Source organism: Kribbella sp. NBC_01510 (assembly GCF_045040325.1).
In the GTDB taxonomy this organism is placed as follows: Bacteria; Actinomycetota; Actinomycetes; order Propionibacteriales; family Kribbellaceae; genus Kribbella.
In genome coordinates this window covers 4,576,625-4,592,306 of the sequence record NZ_CP109418.1, presented here as the reverse complement: position 1 = coordinate 4,592,306, position 15,682 = coordinate 4,576,625, and the positions used below count along the sequence as shown (strand labels likewise).

General features: G+C 67.3%; 17 protein-coding genes and 1 pseudogene. 10 read left to right on the top strand and 8 right to left on the bottom strand.

The window, feature by feature from the left end:
* The first annotated feature begins 634 nt into the window (after positions 1-634).
* The 8 genes from OG558_RS23040 (at position 635) to OG558_RS23005 (ending at position 8,512) form a co-directional block, all read left to right on the top strand.
* Positions 635-952, top strand: a complete 318-nt coding sequence (locus OG558_RS23040) for a MerR family transcriptional regulator (protein WP_405064812.1) — start codon at positions 635-637, stop codon at positions 950-952.
* 95 nt (positions 953-1,047) lie between these two features.
* Positions 1,048-1,215 carry an ANTAR domain-containing protein gene (locus OG558_RS23035; RefSeq protein WP_405064811.1) on the top strand — a complete coding sequence of 56 codons (168 nt, stop codon included), beginning with the start codon at positions 1,048-1,050 and terminating at the stop codon, positions 1,213-1,215.
* A gap of 699 nt (positions 1,216-1,914) precedes the next feature.
* Positions 1,915-2,925: an IS110 family transposase gene (locus OG558_RS23030; protein WP_405064810.1), complete on the top strand. Its 1,011-nt coding sequence runs from the start codon at positions 1,915-1,917 to the stop codon at positions 2,923-2,925.
* Between the two features lie 763 nt (positions 2,926-3,688).
* On the top strand, positions 3,689-3,985 hold the full coding sequence (locus OG558_RS23025; RefSeq protein ID WP_405064809.1) for a nuclear transport factor 2 family protein: 297 nt from the start codon (positions 3,689-3,691) through the stop codon (positions 3,983-3,985).
* A gap of 29 nt (positions 3,986-4,014) precedes the next feature.
* Positions 4,015-5,148, top strand: a complete 1,134-nt coding sequence (locus OG558_RS23020; protein WP_405064808.1) for an IS630 family transposase — start codon at positions 4,015-4,017, stop codon at positions 5,146-5,148.
* Positions 5,149-5,261: 113 nt separating this feature from the next.
* Complete coding sequence (locus tag OG558_RS23015) at positions 5,262-5,942, top strand: helix-turn-helix domain-containing protein (RefSeq protein ID WP_405064807.1); 681 nt, start codon at positions 5,262-5,264, stop codon at positions 5,940-5,942.
* A gap of 441 nt (positions 5,943-6,383) precedes the next feature.
* Complete coding sequence (locus OG558_RS23010; protein ID WP_405064805.1) at positions 6,384-7,847, top strand: hypothetical protein; 1,464 nt, start codon at positions 6,384-6,386, stop codon at positions 7,845-7,847.
* Between the two features lie 488 nt (positions 7,848-8,335).
* Positions 8,336-8,512, top strand: a complete 177-nt coding sequence (locus tag OG558_RS23005) for a hypothetical protein (protein ID WP_405064804.1) — start codon at positions 8,336-8,338, stop codon at positions 8,510-8,512.
* A gap of 319 nt (positions 8,513-8,831) precedes the next feature.
* Here OG558_RS23005 and OG558_RS23000 read toward each other — a convergent pair whose 3' ends face one another.
* The 4 genes and pseudogenes from OG558_RS23000 to OG558_RS22985 form a co-directional block, all read right to left on the bottom strand.
* Positions 8,832-9,059, bottom strand: coding sequence for an SOS response-associated peptidase family protein (locus OG558_RS23000; RefSeq protein ID WP_405072201.1), 228 nt, complete (start codon positions 9,057-9,059; stop codon positions 8,832-8,834).
* Positions 8,965-9,417: pseudogene (locus OG558_RS22995) on the bottom strand (SOS response-associated peptidase); the annotation flags it as partial. The gene OG558_RS23000 and the pseudogene OG558_RS22995, both read right to left, overlap by 95 nt.
* Positions 9,418-9,554: 137 nt before the next feature.
* A complete protein-coding gene (locus OG558_RS22990) occupies positions 9,555-10,010 on the bottom strand; it encodes a hypothetical protein (RefSeq protein WP_405064802.1) in 456 nt (151 codons plus the stop codon).
* Between the two features lie 59 nt (positions 10,011-10,069).
* Positions 10,070-10,579 carry a hypothetical protein gene (locus OG558_RS22985; RefSeq protein WP_405064800.1) on the bottom strand — a complete coding sequence of 170 codons (510 nt, stop codon included), beginning with the start codon at positions 10,577-10,579 and terminating at the stop codon, positions 10,070-10,072.
* A 117-nt stretch (positions 10,580-10,696) separates the two neighbouring features.
* Here OG558_RS22985 and OG558_RS22980 point away from each other — a divergent pair, with 117 nt between their 5' ends.
* Entirely contained in the window at positions 10,697-10,852 is a 156-nt protein-coding gene (locus OG558_RS22980; protein ID WP_405072200.1) for a hypothetical protein, read from the top strand.
* A 79-nt stretch (positions 10,853-10,931) separates the two neighbouring features.
* Here OG558_RS22980 and OG558_RS22975 read toward each other — a convergent pair whose 3' ends face one another.
* The 3 genes from OG558_RS22975 to OG558_RS22965 are packed head-to-tail and all read right to left on the bottom strand — an operon-like array spanning position 10,932 to position 13,889.
* Complete coding sequence (locus OG558_RS22975) at positions 10,932-11,732, bottom strand: ATP-binding cassette domain-containing protein (protein WP_405064798.1); 801 nt, start codon at positions 11,730-11,732, stop codon at positions 10,932-10,934.
* Positions 11,729-12,760 (bottom strand): ABC transporter permease, encoded by a 1,032-nt coding sequence (locus tag OG558_RS22970; protein ID WP_405064797.1) that lies wholly within the window; start codon positions 12,758-12,760, stop codon positions 11,729-11,731. The genes OG558_RS22975 and OG558_RS22970 overlap by 4 nt, the downstream gene beginning before the upstream one ends.
* A 46-nt stretch (positions 12,761-12,806) precedes the next feature.
* Entirely contained in the window at positions 12,807-13,889 is a 1,083-nt protein-coding gene (locus tag OG558_RS22965) for a substrate-binding domain-containing protein (RefSeq protein WP_405064795.1), read from the bottom strand.
* A gap of 114 nt (positions 13,890-14,003) precedes the next feature.
* On the opposite strand from OG558_RS22965, the gene OG558_RS22960 reads away from it, so the two are divergent.
* A complete protein-coding gene (locus OG558_RS22960) occupies positions 14,004-15,074 on the top strand; it encodes a LacI family DNA-binding transcriptional regulator (protein WP_405064794.1) in 1,071 nt (356 codons plus the stop codon).
* A 3-nt stretch (positions 15,075-15,077) separates the two neighbouring features.
* Here the strand turns inward: OG558_RS22960 and OG558_RS22955 are convergent, their stop codons facing one another.
* A complete protein-coding gene (locus OG558_RS22955; protein WP_405064793.1) occupies positions 15,078-15,308 on the bottom strand; it encodes a hypothetical protein in 231 nt (76 codons plus the stop codon).
* Positions 15,309-15,682: the final 374 nt, after the last annotated feature.

The window sequence follows — 15,682 nt, the reverse complement described above, 5'->3', positions numbered from 1 at the left end:
CCCGCGACACTCACGATATCTGTGGTGATGGGATTAGACATTCGCCCGCGAGGTGTGTAATGTTCCTCGTGTTGACAGAGTGGAACAGCGAAGCTGACGTGGACAGCTAACGTTCTGTCCAAGAGTGTGATTGTGCAGTAGGTACGACGGCGGACTCCGCCGGGCCGATCGGTGAAGGGGCTCGGGTTTCACGCCAGGATCCGGTCAGAGTCGCTGGAGCCAGTGGTCGGAAAGGGTTCCAGGCTTGACGGATGGGAGTAGCTGTTGCAGTTCGCAGTTGTAGTCAGCGGTTGAAGTCGCAGTTCCGTACCAGCAGTAGCTGTTTGTAGTTGAGGTAGCAGTAGGTAGTTGTTGTTCGAGAGAGAAGGGAAGGGATTACACCGTCGGATCGCCCGCCAGTGCCAGTACTTCGCCGGGCGGGTGCCGTAGTTCCATCGGATGGGAAGGTGGTCTTCGGTTACGCATTCAGCGATCCCCGCAGTGACAGCCTTCACGTGGCGTGCTGCGGACATGCAAGGTCGGCCTCACGGCCGGTAGATGGTGACAATCCACAACCCCTGGGCCCCGGTGCTTCGGCACCGGGGCCCTTCGGCATGGAGGTTCGATGACCCCAGACCTGCACACGGAGACCGCGATGAGTTCAACCCCGCCGACCGGGCCGGCCAGTTTCGACGATGAGGACTACCCCGCCTACACGATGGGCCGGGCAGCAGAGATGCTAGGCACCACGCCGGGATTCCTGCGGAGCCTGGACGAGGCGAAACTCATCACCCCGCAACGCTCCGAGGGCGGCCACCGCCGCTACTCCCGCTACCAGCTGCGCCTGGCAGCTCGAGCCCGTGAGCTCGTTGATCAGGGCACCGCCCTCGAGGCCGCCTGCCGGATCATCATCTTGGAAGACCAGCTCGCCGAAGCTCTGCGTATCAATGAACAGCGGCGGGAACAGGACTAGCCACCGACGACACGGGGATCCGCTGGGGCTCCACCGCCCCACGACGAGGCTCTGCGGAACCCAGACCGCCCTCGCCCAGGGAGTGAGTCCGCACGATGGACCTCGACCACGACAAGACGATCGCCATCGCCGAAGGCATCCTGATCGAACGGCACCGCGTCACCCCAGCCGAAGCCGCCCAGATGCTGGCCGACGTCGCCCGCGCCGACAGTTTGTCACTGATCGAGGCCGCTGAATGGCTGATCATCACCCGCACCTGGTGACCTAGGCCGGCGACTCCGCCCAGCCGTGGTCCGCGGCGGTACTCCCCGTTGCCCTGGCGCCGGGTCTGGTCAGCACCCCTTGGTGCAGAGAAGGAGCTGGCTGTCGATCCAGTTCATCGGCACCCGAGCACCGCGGTGTATGTCATCGCCATGATCGCGTGGGGTGCGGTAGCGGGTCGGCTCGCTGCGCCCGCGCGTCGCGGATGCGATGGCGTGGCAGGTGTGGCGCCTGCGCCCGCCGAATGCGCGGGAGTCACAGCAGGTCGGTCCGGCTTGGTTCGGAGCGTGCGCCGCGGCCGGCGTCGACCCGAACAGGTACCGCGTAGGGATCCACGAAGGACCGGAGCCGTTCGGAGCTGCTGGAGACCTTCAAGATCGACGAGTCCCTGGCGGATGAGGAGAAGGCCCGGACTACAACGTCGCGCCGACCAAGACCACCCCGACCGTGCTGTCCAGGCCACCACGCGGTGCGGACAGGGCCGCCGAGCCGGTTCGGCGGCTGCGGAACCTGAAATGGGGGCATCGAAGGCGATCGAGGCTGGGAACGACAAACCCGCAGCTTCAGAGAGTGGCCTCTGATGCGATGAAGGAGCGGGGCCTCCGCTCCTCGTGGGTTCCCGGCGGATGCTGGGGTTGCTCGCGTTTCACGACGAGGGAGGCCCCTTGATGGAAGGCTACGCGGGACGGCAGTTTGTGGGTATGGATCTGCATCGTCGCCGGTCGGTGCTGGTGCGGATGACGGCCGAGGGTGAGGTGCTCGAGCGGGTCCGGATCGTCAACGATGTCGATTCGTTGGCGGCGGTGATCGCCCGGGCCGGGGATGGCCCGGAGGTGGTGCTGGAGGCCACCTATGGCTGGTATTGGGCGGTGGATGCGCTGCGGGAGCAGGGTGCGAGGGTGCACTTGGCGCATCCGCTGGGGGTGAAGGCGTTTGAGTACCGGCGGGTGAAGAACGACGAGCGGGACGCCGCCGACCTGGCCGACCTGCTGCGGATGGGCCGGCTGCCCGAAGCGTGGATCGCGCCGCCGGCGACCCGGGAACTGCGCGAGCTGGTCCGGCACCGCCAGAAGCTGGTCGGGCTGCGTTCGCACTGCAAGGCCGAGATTCATGCGGTGCTGGCCAAGTGCGGGGTGCCGGTGCGGATGAGTGACCTGTTCGGCGTCGACGGCACCGCGCTATTGGACCGACTGGAGCTGGCGGCTCCGTATGCGGCCAGGATCGGGTCGCTGCGCCGGATCATGGACGGGCTGGACTTCGAGATCGACCACACGGCGGGCATGGTGCGGGGCCGGCTCGCGCTGCATCCCGGCTATCTCGCGGTGCAGCAGATCCCCGGGATCGGCCCCACCCTGGCCGCGGTGCTGGTCGCCGAGATCGGCGACATCACCCGGTTCACCCGGCCGCAGCAGCTGACCTGCTGGGCCGGACTGACACCGACCCACCACGAGTCTGACGCCCATGTCCATCGCGGCCGGATCACCAAGCAGGGCTCGCGGCTGGTCCGGTGGGCGGTGGTGGAGTCGGTCCAGATCCTGCCCCGCACCACCGTGGTCGGGCAGTTCCGCGACCAGGTCGCTGCCCGCCGTGGCCACAACATCGGTGTCGTCGCGGCCGCCCTCCGCCAGCTGGAATACGCCTTCTATGCCCTGCGCGACCACCACGTGCGCGCCTTGAACAAGCAGCCGGACAAACACGCGAGCGCGGCATGAGCCGCGCTTTGCCAAACTGGCCGGTCGCGAGTCGTCCAGGTCAAGACCCCCAACCATGGCGTGGTCGCGCCTCTGATTGACTCCGACCGACCAGCACCACTGCGAACCCCATCATGCCGCCTACCGCGCGGCGAAGGGATGACAGCAGCCCACACCGCGTCTGCCACTCACCGGGACACCCGGCCATGACGAGCGCCCAGCCAATACCCCTACAACCCCCAGGGAGCACCGCAAGCTCTGTCTCCGCTGCCCATAGCGTGCGCCGAACGGCGCCATCGTCAAGGCCCTCCGGCCGCTCCGCGGTCGGGCTACGCCCGAGCCTTGACCCCGACGCCTCATGTCGGCGCGCCCAGACCATCAGCGAACAAGCAGAACAACGGTCACAAACACCTCTTGACCGTCCCCGCTCCTTCAGGGATGACCTGGGGTTTTGGGTGGAGCCGCCTGTCGGAGTCGAACCGACGACCTTCTCATTACGAGGAGGAAGGTCACCGTCACATCTGCCGTCTTCAGGCGTGATTCGTTGCAAGGAACCTGTCTCGGGTGCCAGTATTCTTCATCCGTATCGGGCAGTTCGCTCCACGAATGGCTCCACGCCGCCGCTACAACTCCCCCGTCCGCTGGCCCACTCCGACCCGCGATCGGGGGCGGTCTGCACCGACGCCGGCGTCAACCCCGACCACTAGCGCGTCTGGGCGCACGAGGGACCGGAGGCGACCGCGCCAGCCACCGACGGCTCAACAGTCGCACTGACGAGGTGGTGGTGATCGGGATCGGCGTGGTGCTCGCCGTACTCTTGCTGTCGACAGTGACGGGCTACACGCTGAGCCTGCGCTCGCCCGGTGCGGATCGTGCGACGATGACGAGCCTTCAAGAGATCGAACTGCAGCGGATGAAGGCGGTGGTCGACGCGGATCTGCCGTTCCTGGCGCGGGTGTACGCCGAGGACTGCACGTTGGTGCCGCCGGCGGGGGATCGGCTCGCGCGGAAGGACTTTCTCGATGCGGTCGCGGACGGCTCGCTCGACTTCCGCTCGTACGAGCTAGTGTCCTGCTTCTGAAATTCGTCATATAAGTCTAGGGTGGCGGTGTGCCTAGGACTGGTCGGCCGAAGGCCGAGTTGGTGTTGAGTGTTGATGAGCGTGCGCAGTTGGAGCGTTGGGCGCGGCGGGCGAAGTCGTCGCAGGTGCTGGCGTTGCGGTCGCGGATCGTTCTTGCCTGTGCCGAGCCGGGGTCTGTGAGCAAGCAGGTCGCGGCGAGGTTGGGGTGTTCGGAGGCGACGGTCGGGAAGTGGCGGCGCCGGTTCCTGCGGGAGCGTCTGGATGGGCTGGTCGATGAGGATCGGCCGGGCCGGCCGTCGTCGGTGAGTCTGGATCAGGTCGAGGACGTGATTGTGGCGACGCTGGAGTCGAAGCCGGCCGATGCCACGCATTGGTCGCAGTCGTCGATGGCGAAGCGGACTGGCCTGTCGCGGTCGACGATCGGGCGGATCTGGCGCGATTTCGGTCTGAAGCCGCACCGCGTCGACGGGTTCAAGGTGTCCACCGATCCTTTGTTCGTGGAGCGGGTCGTCGATGTCGTCGGGCTTTACCACAATCCGCCGGAACGGGCGGTGGTGTTGTGTGTGGACGAGAAGTCGCAGATCCAGGCGCTGGACCGGTCGCAGCCGGTACTGCCGATGATGCCGGGCATGCCGCAGCGGCGCACACACGACTACCGGCGCAACGGGATCACCTCGCTGTTCGCGGCGTTCAACGTTGCCGACGGCACCGTGATCACCGAACTGCATCGCCAGCATCGTGCGACCGAGTTCAAGAAGTTCCTGGCCACGATCGACAAGACCGTGCCCGAGGGCCTGGACGTCTACATCGTGGCCGACAACTACGGCACCCACAAAACCCCGGCAATCAAAGCCTGGCTGGCCAAACACCCCCGCTTCCACATGCACTTCACCCCGACCGGCTCGTCGTGGCTCAACCAGGTCGAACGCTGGTTCGCCCACCTCACCGATCAGAAGATCCGCCGCGGAACCCACAAGAGCGTCCAGGCACTGGAAGCCGACATCCGCGCCTGGGTGAAATCCTGGAACGACGACCCGAAACCGTTCGTCTGGAAGAAGACCGCCGACGAAATCCTGGACTCCCTCAGCCGCTACCTCCAGCGCGTCACAGGACAAACCGCCGACAATCAACTTATGCAACGAACTTCAGAAGCAGGACACTAGTCGGGGCCATCGAGGTACGGCTGGATGGCGGCACCGCGGTCCTCTGGTATCGCTCTGGCATCGACGTCGAGTCGAGCGACCTCGGGCGGCTCGAGCACGAATCGTGGCAGATCTTGGTCTACGAGAAGGGGAACGGGCGCTGGCAACTCGTCCGCGAACTCATCGTCGATGGGCACACCGAAGGCCTTGCCGCCGCGCGGAGGCGAGGTGTGCGGCTCGGCCGGCCACCGGCGATGACCCCGGAGCAGGTCCAGTCCGCCCGCACCCTGCTCACCCAGGCCGACAACAGCGTGTCCTCGATCGCCAAGCTGCTCGGGGTGAGCCGGTCGACGATCTACAAGTACGTCCCGGAGCTCACCAGACAGCAGACGCTCCCGAGCGAGGCCGAACACCAGCCTGAGGCCGCGATCGTCGAGGCACCGCAGCCGACCCGGCCTGCGAGTGAGCCTGCACCGACTGGGCGAGGGCCAGCATGTCCGACCTGCGGCTACCGGCCTGCCGCCTCTCGCGAGCTCGAGCTGCACCGCGATGGTCTCGCCACCATCTGGCTGACCCTCGACCCCGATGATCCCGGGCGGGTCATCGAGCCGCGGCACTACGAGCGGTGCCAGCCGCGCCGGGCGCGCATCGTCATGTGCGGGCTGTTCGACACCACCGTCATGCTCGGCGACGACCTGGCCGTTCGCGAACCCCCTCCTCCCCTCCCTCAGCCGGCCGCGCAGTGGCTCACCACGAACGCCTGGAACCAGCACGGCGACGACTGGTACTGCGGCGAGCACACCAGGGCCAGGTAGTGAGCGAGCCGTACGGGACCCACGGCGCGCCGGCCTCGGTGGCGGCTAGCTCGACGCCATGGAGTGTCTCGAGGGCTTCGATGTGGCGAAGGCGCAGCCGCTGTCGCCGCGCGACGACGCTCAAGACGCCTTCTTGTTGCATCGCCGATAGGTCTCGTGCGCTCCGTGCAGCTGCAGGTTCGTTGGGCATTGCCTCGGCGTAGTGGCGGACGCACGATGGGTGGATTGGGGATCGGGTGGGGGTACCCGGATGAACCTTTGCGCTGTGGGGTATCGAGGAATGCCGCCCGCGCTGCCACCGCCCGGTAGCTGCCTCGATTCCGAGGTCAGCCTGCGCCCGGCCGCTGTTGAGAGCGAAGTCGTCGGCGTTCGAGCCGACTGTCTGACATCCGATACCCACCGCTGGCGCGGTGCGCCAGCCGAGGAGACAGGAGTCACCTCGTGACAACGTCTAAGCGACCCACCTGGAGGCGGCAGAAACGTCTTGTCATCGGCCTCGCCGGCCTTGCCTTCATTTCACTGAGCGCGGCGACCACCGCCACGGCGACGGGGCCGCCGGCGCCGACTGCCGCGCCATACACGGTCAAGACCCTGACGACCGTCTCGGGGCCGAGTCCGTTCACGGCGGGCTGCCCCGGCGCCTTCCATGACGAGCTGAAGATCACCGGCCTCGTGGTCGAGCCGGCGATCGCGGTGAACCCGAGGAACCCACGCAACATCATCGCCACCTGGAAGCAGGACATCGTCCCGATTTACAACGCCCGCGACGATCTCGTGGCTTCCTCGTTCGACGGCGGCAAGACGTGGCACCGCACTACCATCCCGGGGCTCACGCGCTGCACCGGCGGGACCGCCGACACCGCAAGCGACCCGTGGGTCTCCTTCGGCGGCGACGGCACGGCGTACTTCGGCGGACAGTCCGGACTCGTGTCCACCGACCCTGACGAGGTCGCGATCGCCGCTAGCCACTCGAACAACGGCGGACGCCGATGGGCTCCACCGGCCACGGTTGCACCCCAGCTCGCGGGTAACGAGCAGCCGGCGATCACCGGCAGCCCCACCAGATCGGGCCATGCCTACATGACGTGGTCCAACTTCCGCCTGGAGGTGGAGCCGCCGTGGACGAACACCGTCTCGTTCTCGCGGACTCGCGACCGCGGCGTGACCTGGTTGCCGCCCGTCCTCGTGGACCAGGCCGGCCCGTTCGCGATCGACCAAGCGCCGCGAATCCAGGTCCTGCCGGATGGAACCCTGCTCGCGATCTTCGCCCGCGGCGACGGCGAGACCCAACTGGCATCCATCCAAGCCGCGCGCTCACTCGACGAGGGCCGTACCTGGCTGCCGGCCGTCGAGGCCGGGTCCAAACCGCTCCCGGCAGATGAGTTTCGTGACCCCGAGACGGGCGACATCCTCCCGCAGCCGGGCTACCCCAGTTCGGCGGTTGGGCCGGACGGCACCGTCTACGTCGCCTACGAGAACAGCACCTCCCCAACCTCCGGCGGGATCGGAATCGTGAAGTCCAGCGATGGTGGCATCACCTGGACCACGATCACGCTGCCCGGCGTCAGCGCCTTCGCGTTCGAGCCCGCGATCGCTGTCGGCAAGCACGGCACGGTCGGGGTCATCTGGTACGACCTGCGCAACGACCAAGTCGGCGATGCAGAGACAACAGCTGACCTGTGGTTCTCATCTTCCAGGGACGGCGGCGCGACCTGGCAGCAGATTCACGTGGCCGGGCCGACCGACCTCCGTACCGCGGCGCCTGGCGAGCAGAACAGGTTCGGCGAATACCAAGGCCTGGCAGGACTCAGGACCGGCTTCGCCGCCATCTTCGGCCTGGCAAGCCCACAAGCGAAGAACGGACCAACTGACATCTTCTTCGCACACATCGCCCCGGGCAGATGAGACGCGTCTCGTGCTCGGGTACTCCGCAACGTGGCAGGCGACGCCGCTGATCGATTGGTGATCGGCTCGCCTGAACAACACTGGGTGGTATCCCGCGCGGCCCGCCATGCTTGAGCCTGGCGGGCACAGGCGGAATGCCCCGCTCGCGAGCGCGGCACGAAACGGGCGGCGCCTCTTCCACATAGCCAAGCCCCAGCGGAACGCCCGAAGCTCCCGCACTGGGATCAGAGCACTCGGCGGCATCGCGCAGCCGGTTCTTCACCGCTGTCGCCTCGGGCATCGGAGTGAAGAACCACGGTTTAGGAAACGCGTGCGCCACCGCAGGTCGCGGCCGATGAGTTCCTTCATGATCTCGCCCGAGATGCCTACCGTGACCGGCAGGAACGCGCCTACGCTGTCGCCGTTGCCCCGGCCCCCGGCGACACCCTCCTGCTCGCCGGAGAGGCCGCGGTGTCCGGCCGCCTTCGTGCTCGGACTAGCCTGATCGAGTGGACGAAGAGACGACCCGGCAGCAGTTGCGGAGCATCGTGGACGCTCTGCAGAAGGCTGAGGGTCGGCTACGCGGGGCCGACATTGACAACCTGACCTACCGGAGCGTGTTCTACGCACTCGGGACAGCCCGGAAGCTGTTGCGGGACCTGGACCCCGAGCAAGCCGCGGACTAGGTGCAGCAGTGCCTAGAACGACGACATGCGCCAGATCTCGTCCTGGGTGGTGATCCCCGCTGTGCCGACGTGATCGACCCCGAGCTGGCGGTAGATCTTCTGGATCAACTACCCAGCTGGTACAGGTTCGACAGGTCGCAGACGAGCGCTCAGCCCTCAGAGGGGAGCGGCTCCAGCAGCTCAGGGCCGTTGTTCTTCACGTTGTTCACGGCCTTCGAGACGGCGTACATGTCGAGACTGCCGTCGACCGGCGGCGCCATCAGACCGCGGAGCTGGTCGACGTCGTGGTTACGGGGAATCGAGCCACTCGGCCCACCCATCAGGGCCTGATCGCCATCGGCATCCGGTCGTGGATCCGGCCCACGCTGTCGGTCGCCGTGGTCGTGACGATCGTGTACGTGGGGATGACCCGGTTCGGGTCGTCGTCGGGGAAGCGACTTGTCGTACCAGACCTCGTACAGCCCTGCCAGCGCCAGCGTCGTCGATCCGTCGGACGGCCTGATCGCGAAGGGCTGCTTGAGCTTCTTACCCGACTTGCCGATCTCATCGGTTTCGAGCCACTCGTAGAAGGCGTCGACCGGGATCAGCGCGCGCTGGGACTTGAAGGCGCGGCGGTACGCCGGCTTCTGATGGACGGTCTCCGCGCGGGCGTTGATCATCCTCGCGCCATCCTTGATCTCCTTGGCGAACACCGGCAGCAAGCCCCACCGGAACGCCCGGAGCTCGCGCACCGGATCCGCAGCCTGGCCGGCGTCGTCAGGGATGCGGGCGATCACCACCGGGTTGTCCTTGGTCGGGGTGACGTTGAAGTCCTGGCCCCGCAGTTCGTCGGCGTTGCTCTCGTCGACGACGAACCGCTCGAGCAGATCGGCGCGGCTGGCCACCGAGGCGTATCGACCACACATGCCTGCCAGCCTGCCACGCGCCACGGACACAGCAGCGATGCCGACGGAATCACTCCCCAGGCCGCGGGTGCGAGGGCTGGCGCCGAGTGGCGGCGCGCTAGGCAGGACACCACCCCACGTCCCGGCGGGTAGGTGGCTCAGGAATCGAGCTGGTCGAGATCGTCGGGAGCGAGGTCGGGTCGCAAGCGGATGAACCGCATCGAGTGGCGGACCTGGCCGGCCTGGGTGGCGGCATCGGCCGCGACTTCGGCGACGACGAGCGGCTCGACCTTGGTCAACGGCTTCTTGGAGTCCTTCCCGCCCCATCGCTGTGACGTGATCTCGTCCGGCCATGGATGGCCCGGCTTCGCTGGGGTCAGCACCGCGCCGAGCTCGGCCGACTGAGCCGGGCTGAGTGGAACAGTGCGGCCGACGATGACCAGATCGTCGCCGCGGTACAGGCCGGCGATCACCACCTCGGGCCGGGCGATCGGCCCGAGCACGCCACCGATCAAAAACTCCCGGGAGGCCCTGTGCTTCACCTTCAGCCACTCGCGGCGGCCTCCGACGTACCGGGTCGCCGCGCCCTTCACGACCAGACCCTCGACACCCATCGCCGCAGGCAATACCTCGAACCACTCCCGGGCTTCCTCGAGGTCCGCGGTAACCGGTGTCAGCTCCAGGGGGGCGAGAAGCTGCCGGCGAGCTGCTCCAAGCGGCCGCGGCGAACAGTCCACCGCTGGGTGCGCAGATCGACCCCGGCCACCGCGAGCAGACCGAACGCGACGTACGACGCCGGTACGGCGCCGACCAGCCGCCTCGCCTTGGCCGGTGATGTGACCAGGCGGCGCTGCAACGCGTCGAAGGACAGCCGGCCCTCGACCAGCATCAACAGCTCCCCGTCCAATACGACGCCCTCCTCGACCTGGCGAACCGCGGCCGCGGCAATGTCGGGAAACCGATCGGTCAGGTCTTTGCACTGCCGTGCACAGCCTCGCCTGGTCACCGCGCCGAACGATGGTGCAGCGGCTCCGTCCCACTTCGGTTCGTAGCGCGATCCGCCCGGCAACGCGCGCTCCCCCGGGATCTCATCAACGGCCTTGGCCAGCTCGAGGTCGTCCGGACCGACCAGATCCGCAGGCAGCCGGACCACGCCCGCGTCAGCGCGGCGAGCCGGACTCATCAACATCCCCGTCACGGCCGAACCGCGGCCACACCACCCGGACGATCCGCTTGATCTCCAGGCGCTGATCCCGCTTCGGGCACAACCGGTGATGCTCCGGGACATCCGCCCCACGTGATGCTCGAGTCGTTCCTGCGGGAGGGTCGCCAGGACCTCGACCCGACCCGGGAGCTGACCCACGGGCAGTCGATCACCGACGCCTGCCTGGGCTGGGAGACCACCGAGAAGGTGCTCGAAAACCTGTGGGACGCGGCGGTCGCCCGGCGGGGATAGCCGTTTCATCTGCAGCTGACCCGTGACGTCCGAAGAAGTGAGGGTCAGAGCCCTCGCTTCTTCGGACGCCAGCGCGTTGTCAGTCCTGCAGGGTCGCGGCGCCGGTCATGATTGCCACGCCTTCGCTCATCGTGTGGCTGGCCGGGGTGATGACGCCGGCGCATCGGCCGAGCCGCTGGATGTGGATCCGGTCGGCGACGTCCCATACGTGCGGCATGTTGTGGCTGATCAGGATGACCGGCAGGCCGCGCTCGCGCAGCCCTTTGATCAACTCCAGTACCTGGTTGGATTCCTTCACCCCGAGCGCGGCGGTGGGTTCGTCGAGCACCACCACCTTGCTGCCGAACGCGGCGGCCCGTGCGACCGCCACGGCCTGACGCTGTCCTCCGGACAAGGTCTCGACCGGTTGCTGGATGTTCTGGATGGTCTGGATGCCGAGGTCCTGCACCGCGCCGGCCGCACGCTTGCGCATACCGCGGTGGTCGAGCATCCGGAACACCGATCCGAGAATCCCCGGCCGTCGTTCCTCGCGGCCGAGATACAGGTTGCTGGCGATGTCGAGTGCCGGCGCGACGGCCAGTGTCTGGTACACGGTCTCGATGCCTGCCGCGCGAGCGTCCTGAGGGCGCCGGAAGGTCACCGGCTGGTTCTCCAGCATCAGGTCACCGGCGTCGGGCACGAGCGCGCCGGTCAGGCACTTGATCAACGTGGACTTGCCGGCGCCGTTGTCGCCGATGATCGCGAGCACCTCCCCGGCGTGCAGGTCCAGGTCGACACCGTCCAAGCCGATGACACGGCCGAACGTCTTGACCAGCCCCCGTGCGGACAGCACCGGGACCTTGACCTGGGTGTCCTCGGCTTTGCTGATGATCGCTGTCATGAGCGCACCTTCCTGATCCACTGGTCGACCGAGACCGCCACGATGACGAGGACCCCGACGGCCAGCAGCCGGTACTGCGCGTCGACTCCGGCCAGCGAGAGCCCGACGGTGAACGACTGGACGATAAGTGCTCCGAGCAACGTTCCGAGCAGGCCGCCCCGGCCGCCGAACAGGCTGGTCCCGCCGATGACGACGGCGGTGATGCTGTCGAGGTTGGCGTCGACGATCGCGTTCGGGCTGGCGGCCCCGGCCCGGCCGATCAGGACCCAGCCGGCGATGCCGTAGATGAGTCCCGCCACAGCGTACACGCTGAACAGAACCCGCCCGGACCGTACGCCGCTGAGCCGTGAGGCCTCCGGTTCGTCACCGACGGCGTACACATGGCGACCCCAGGCCGTTTGGCTGAGGGCGAACCCCACGACCAGGTACAGGGCGCCGACGATGACGACCCCGGTCGTGACCCTGAAGCTCCCGATCGAGAAGCCTTCGCCGGTCCAGTTGAGCAGTGCCGGCAGCTGGTTGTTCTGGATGCTCTGACCGCTGGAGTAGAGCAGCGCGATCGCCGTGAAGATGCTCAGTGTTCCGAGCGTCACGATGAACGGTGGCAGGCCGACCCGGGTCACCAGGAACCCGTTCAGCGAGCCGGCAGCCAGTCCCAGGACGATCCCGGCCCCCAGTGCGAGCGGCGCCGGCCAGCCGTTCTCCGCGGCCAGGGTCGCCATCACCATGGTGGACAGGATGGCGATCGCACCCACGGACAGGTCGATGCCGGCGGTCAGGATGATCAGCGTCTGGCCGACGGCGAGGGCCGCCACGACCGCGGTTTGCTGGACAAGCAGGGACAGCGCCGCCGGGTTCGCGAACCGGCTGTTCACGATGGTGAAGCCCACCACCGTGAGCACGAGGATGATCGCCGGGCTGAGCGCGGGCCGCTGGTGGAGCAGATGCTGGACCCGTTGTCCGAACGTGTGCTCACGACGGGCCAGCTCCTGCGCCGCGGCTCCGGGGGTGGTGCTCTGAACGGTCATGTCGTCACTCCTGGACGTGCCTGTGCCCTACGGCAGAGGGCGATTCTCAGCCCCAGCACAGCGAGGTTCCCTTCGTGGTGTCAATGCTTGGGACGCCGGCGGCGGCCTTGTCGGTCACCAGGGCGACTCCGGTGTTGTAGAAGTCGAGACCTTCGGTGTTCTTCGGCTTCTCACCGCCGCGGGCGATCTTGGCGATCGCCTCGACGCCGAGCGCGGCCATCTTCAGCGGGTACTGCTGGGACGTCGCCCCGATGACCCCGTCCTTCACCGACTTCACGCCGGCGCAACCGCCGTCGACCGAGACGACCAGCACACCCTGCGCCTTGCCTGCCGCCTTCAGGGCGTTGTACGCACCGATGGCCGCCGGCTCATTGATGGTGTAGACCACGTTGATGTCCGAGTTCTTGGTGAGGCAGTTCTCCATCGCCGACCGGCCGCCGTCCTCGGCGCCCTGGGTGGGCTCGTTGCAGACGATGGTGTAGTTCCCTCCGCTGTAGGACCCGGTCTTGGCCTCGTCGCCGTTCTTCTTGGCGTCCTTCACGTCGACCCCGAGACCGGTCAGGAAGCCTTGGTCACGGTTGTAGTCGACCGAGACGACCTTGTCGTTGAACAGGTCGAGCATGGCGATCGTGGCGGGCTTGCCGGCCAGTTGCTTGCCGGTCCACTGACCGATCAGCTTGCCGGCCTCGAAGTTGTCGGTCGCGAACGTGATGTCGACGGTGTCGGCCGGATCCGGCGGAGTGTCCAGCGCGATGACGAACAACCCCGCGTCCCGGGCCTTCTTGATCGCCGAATTGACACCAGGTCCGTTCGGCGTGATCAGGATGCCCTTCTGGCCCTTGGCGATGGCGTTCTCGATCGCCTGGACCTGCCCTTGCTCGTCGCCGTCGGCCTTTCCGGACGCCACCGTGAGGTCGACGTTGCTCTTCGTCGCGTCCTCCTTGGCGCCCTTCTGCATGGCCACGAAGAACGGGTTGGTGGAGTCCTTGGTGATGAGCGAGACGCCGACCGGCTTGGTCGAAGAGGACTGGTTGTCGTTGTTGGACCCGCCGCAGGCCGCCGCGGCCAGCAGGCCGGTCAGTGCGGCCGCGACGGCGCCGAGGCGCGCCGTACGGGCGAAGAAACGCATGGTGGATCCCTCCAGGAGAACAACTCACAAGGTTGGTTTACGTCAACGTTGACGTAAGCAGGAGACACTCCCGAAGCCTTGTGGTCAAGGTCTTGGTCAGAAATACTTGGTTTCATGACGACAACGATGACGCAGCCGGGTGCCGACGGCGCGAGGCCGAGCAGGGCGACGATGAAGGACGTTGCCCGGCTGGCCGGCGTGAGCATCAAGACTGTGTCGCGGGTGGTCAACGGGGAGCCTGGAGCCGGCGACGCGGTGCGACAGCGGGTGCTGGCTGCCGCCGACCGGCTCGACTACCGTCACAATCACGGCGCCAGCACCTTGCGGCGCAAGGACGCCCGGTCCGGCATCGTGGGAGCCCTGCTGCAAGACGTCGGGAACAGCTTCTCGGCCGGCCTGTTGCGCGCGCTCGAGGACGCACTGCGGGGCGCGGGTCTGTCGGTCCTGGCCGCGAGCCTCGACGAGGAGCCCGAGCGGGAACGCGGCATCGTCGCGGACCTGGTCGCCCGGCGCGCCGACGGACTCGTCCTGATGCCGGCTTCACGGCGCCACGAATACCTGATCAGTGAGTACCGGGCCGGTCTTCCGCTGGTCTTCGTGGACCGCGAACCGCACGGCTTGGACTGCGACTCCGTCACTGTCAACAATCACGGCGGCGCGCTGGCCGCGACCGCTCATCTCATCGCCGCTGGACACCGCCGGATCGCAATGCTGAGCGACCTGCACGACATCGAGACGGCCGTGCAGCGCAGAGCCGGATACCGGGCCGCGATCGACGCGGCCGGGATCGCGTTCGATCCCGCGTTGCTCGTCCACAGCGTCCGCAGCGAGCAAGAGGCCGCTGAGGTGGTGACGCGACTGCTCGCGCTGGCCGATCCACCGACCGCGATCCTTGCCGGACGCAACATCATTACCATCGGATCCGTCCGGGCGCTGCGGACCGCGGGACTGATCCACCAGGTCGCCCTGGTCGGCTTTGACGATTTCCCCATGGCCGACCTGGTGGAGCCGGGGCTCACGGTCGTACGCCAGGACGTCAGGCGGATCGGTGCCGAGGTGAGCCGCATCCTGCTCGACCGCCTGGGCGGATCCATCGCCCCACCTCAGCACGTCGTCCTTGAACCCAGCCTGGTCCTCCGCGGCAGTGGTGAAATCCGGCCGGGTCCGCAGGCCCGCACACGGTGATGGTCAGCGGGCGATGGCCGCCGTACGGGCCTTGGTGACGGCGATCAGCTCGGCGGGAGACAGGCCGATGTCGAGACCGCGCCGGCCGCCCGAAACGTAGACCGTCGGGTGGCCGGTAGCGGTGTTGTCGACATCGTGGGCAGAGCGCGCTTCTGGCCGATCGGGCTGATGCCGCCGACGGTCGGCTCCGCGCGCAGCACCTGAATCGCATCTGCCTACGACTGTCTGATCCACAACTCCCCCTGGCGTAGACCACTCCCCCAACAACCACCATCGCATCAGTCTCCCGACGACGGCATACCGCGCGCGTCACCTGGAACTGGGGTTGTTGGTAAGGAACGTGTCACCAGCGGCAAACGGTGAGGGTAGCGCTGGGGGCGGGGAGGATCGCCGATCTGGCCGTACTGTTCACGGTTTCGCGGCCCACGGTGTACCGAGTCCTCGAACGCCACCGCGCCAGCACCGCTGATGCCTAGCGGACCTCGTTTGCCGCTGGTGACACGTTCCTTACCAGCACCCCAACGAGGTAGAAGCCCAGGGCATCAAGGCCATGGAGCTCGCCGCAGCAGCGTGACGCAGCCACCCCGGGAGACGCGACCCGTAGCCGC

Bases quoted from the DNA above. Each gene is read 5' to 3' on its own strand.
- OG558_RS23030 (WP_405064810.1), top strand. From the start codon at position 1,915: ATGGATCTGCATCGTCGCCGGTCGGTGCTGGTGCGGATGACGGCCGAG.
- OG558_RS22980 (WP_405072200.1), top strand. From the start codon at position 10,697: ATGCTCGAGTCGTTCCTGCGGGAGGGTCGCCAGGACCTCGACCCGACC.
- OG558_RS22990 (WP_405064802.1), bottom strand. From the start codon at position 10,010: ATGGGTGTCGAGGGTCTGGTCGTGAAGGGCGCGGCGACCCGGTACGTC.
- OG558_RS22985 (WP_405064800.1), bottom strand. From the start codon at position 10,579: ATGAGTCCGGCTCGCCGCGCTGACGCGGGCGTGGTCCGGCTGCCTGCG.
- OG558_RS22975 (WP_405064798.1), bottom strand. From the start codon at position 11,732: ATGACAGCGATCATCAGCAAAGCCGAGGACACCCAGGTCAAGGTCCCG.
- OG558_RS22970 (WP_405064797.1), bottom strand. From the start codon at position 12,760: ATGACCGTTCAGAGCACCACCCCCGGAGCCGCGGCGCAGGAGCTGGCC.
- OG558_RS23040 (WP_405064812.1), top strand. From the start codon at position 635: ATGAGTTCAACCCCGCCGACCGGGCCGGCCAGTTTCGACGATGAGGAC.
- OG558_RS23035 (WP_405064811.1), top strand. From the start codon at position 1,048: ATGGACCTCGACCACGACAAGACGATCGCCATCGCCGAAGGCATCCTG.
- OG558_RS23000 (WP_405072201.1), bottom strand. From the start codon at position 9,059: ATGAGATCGGCAAGTCGGGTAAGAAGCTCAAGCAGCCCTTCGCGATCA.
- OG558_RS22960 (WP_405064794.1), top strand. From the start codon at position 14,004: ATGACGACAACGATGACGCAGCCGGGTGCCGACGGCGCGAGGCCGAGC.
- OG558_RS22965 (WP_405064795.1), bottom strand. From the start codon at position 13,889: ATGCGTTTCTTCGCCCGTACGGCGCGCCTCGGCGCCGTCGCGGCCGCA.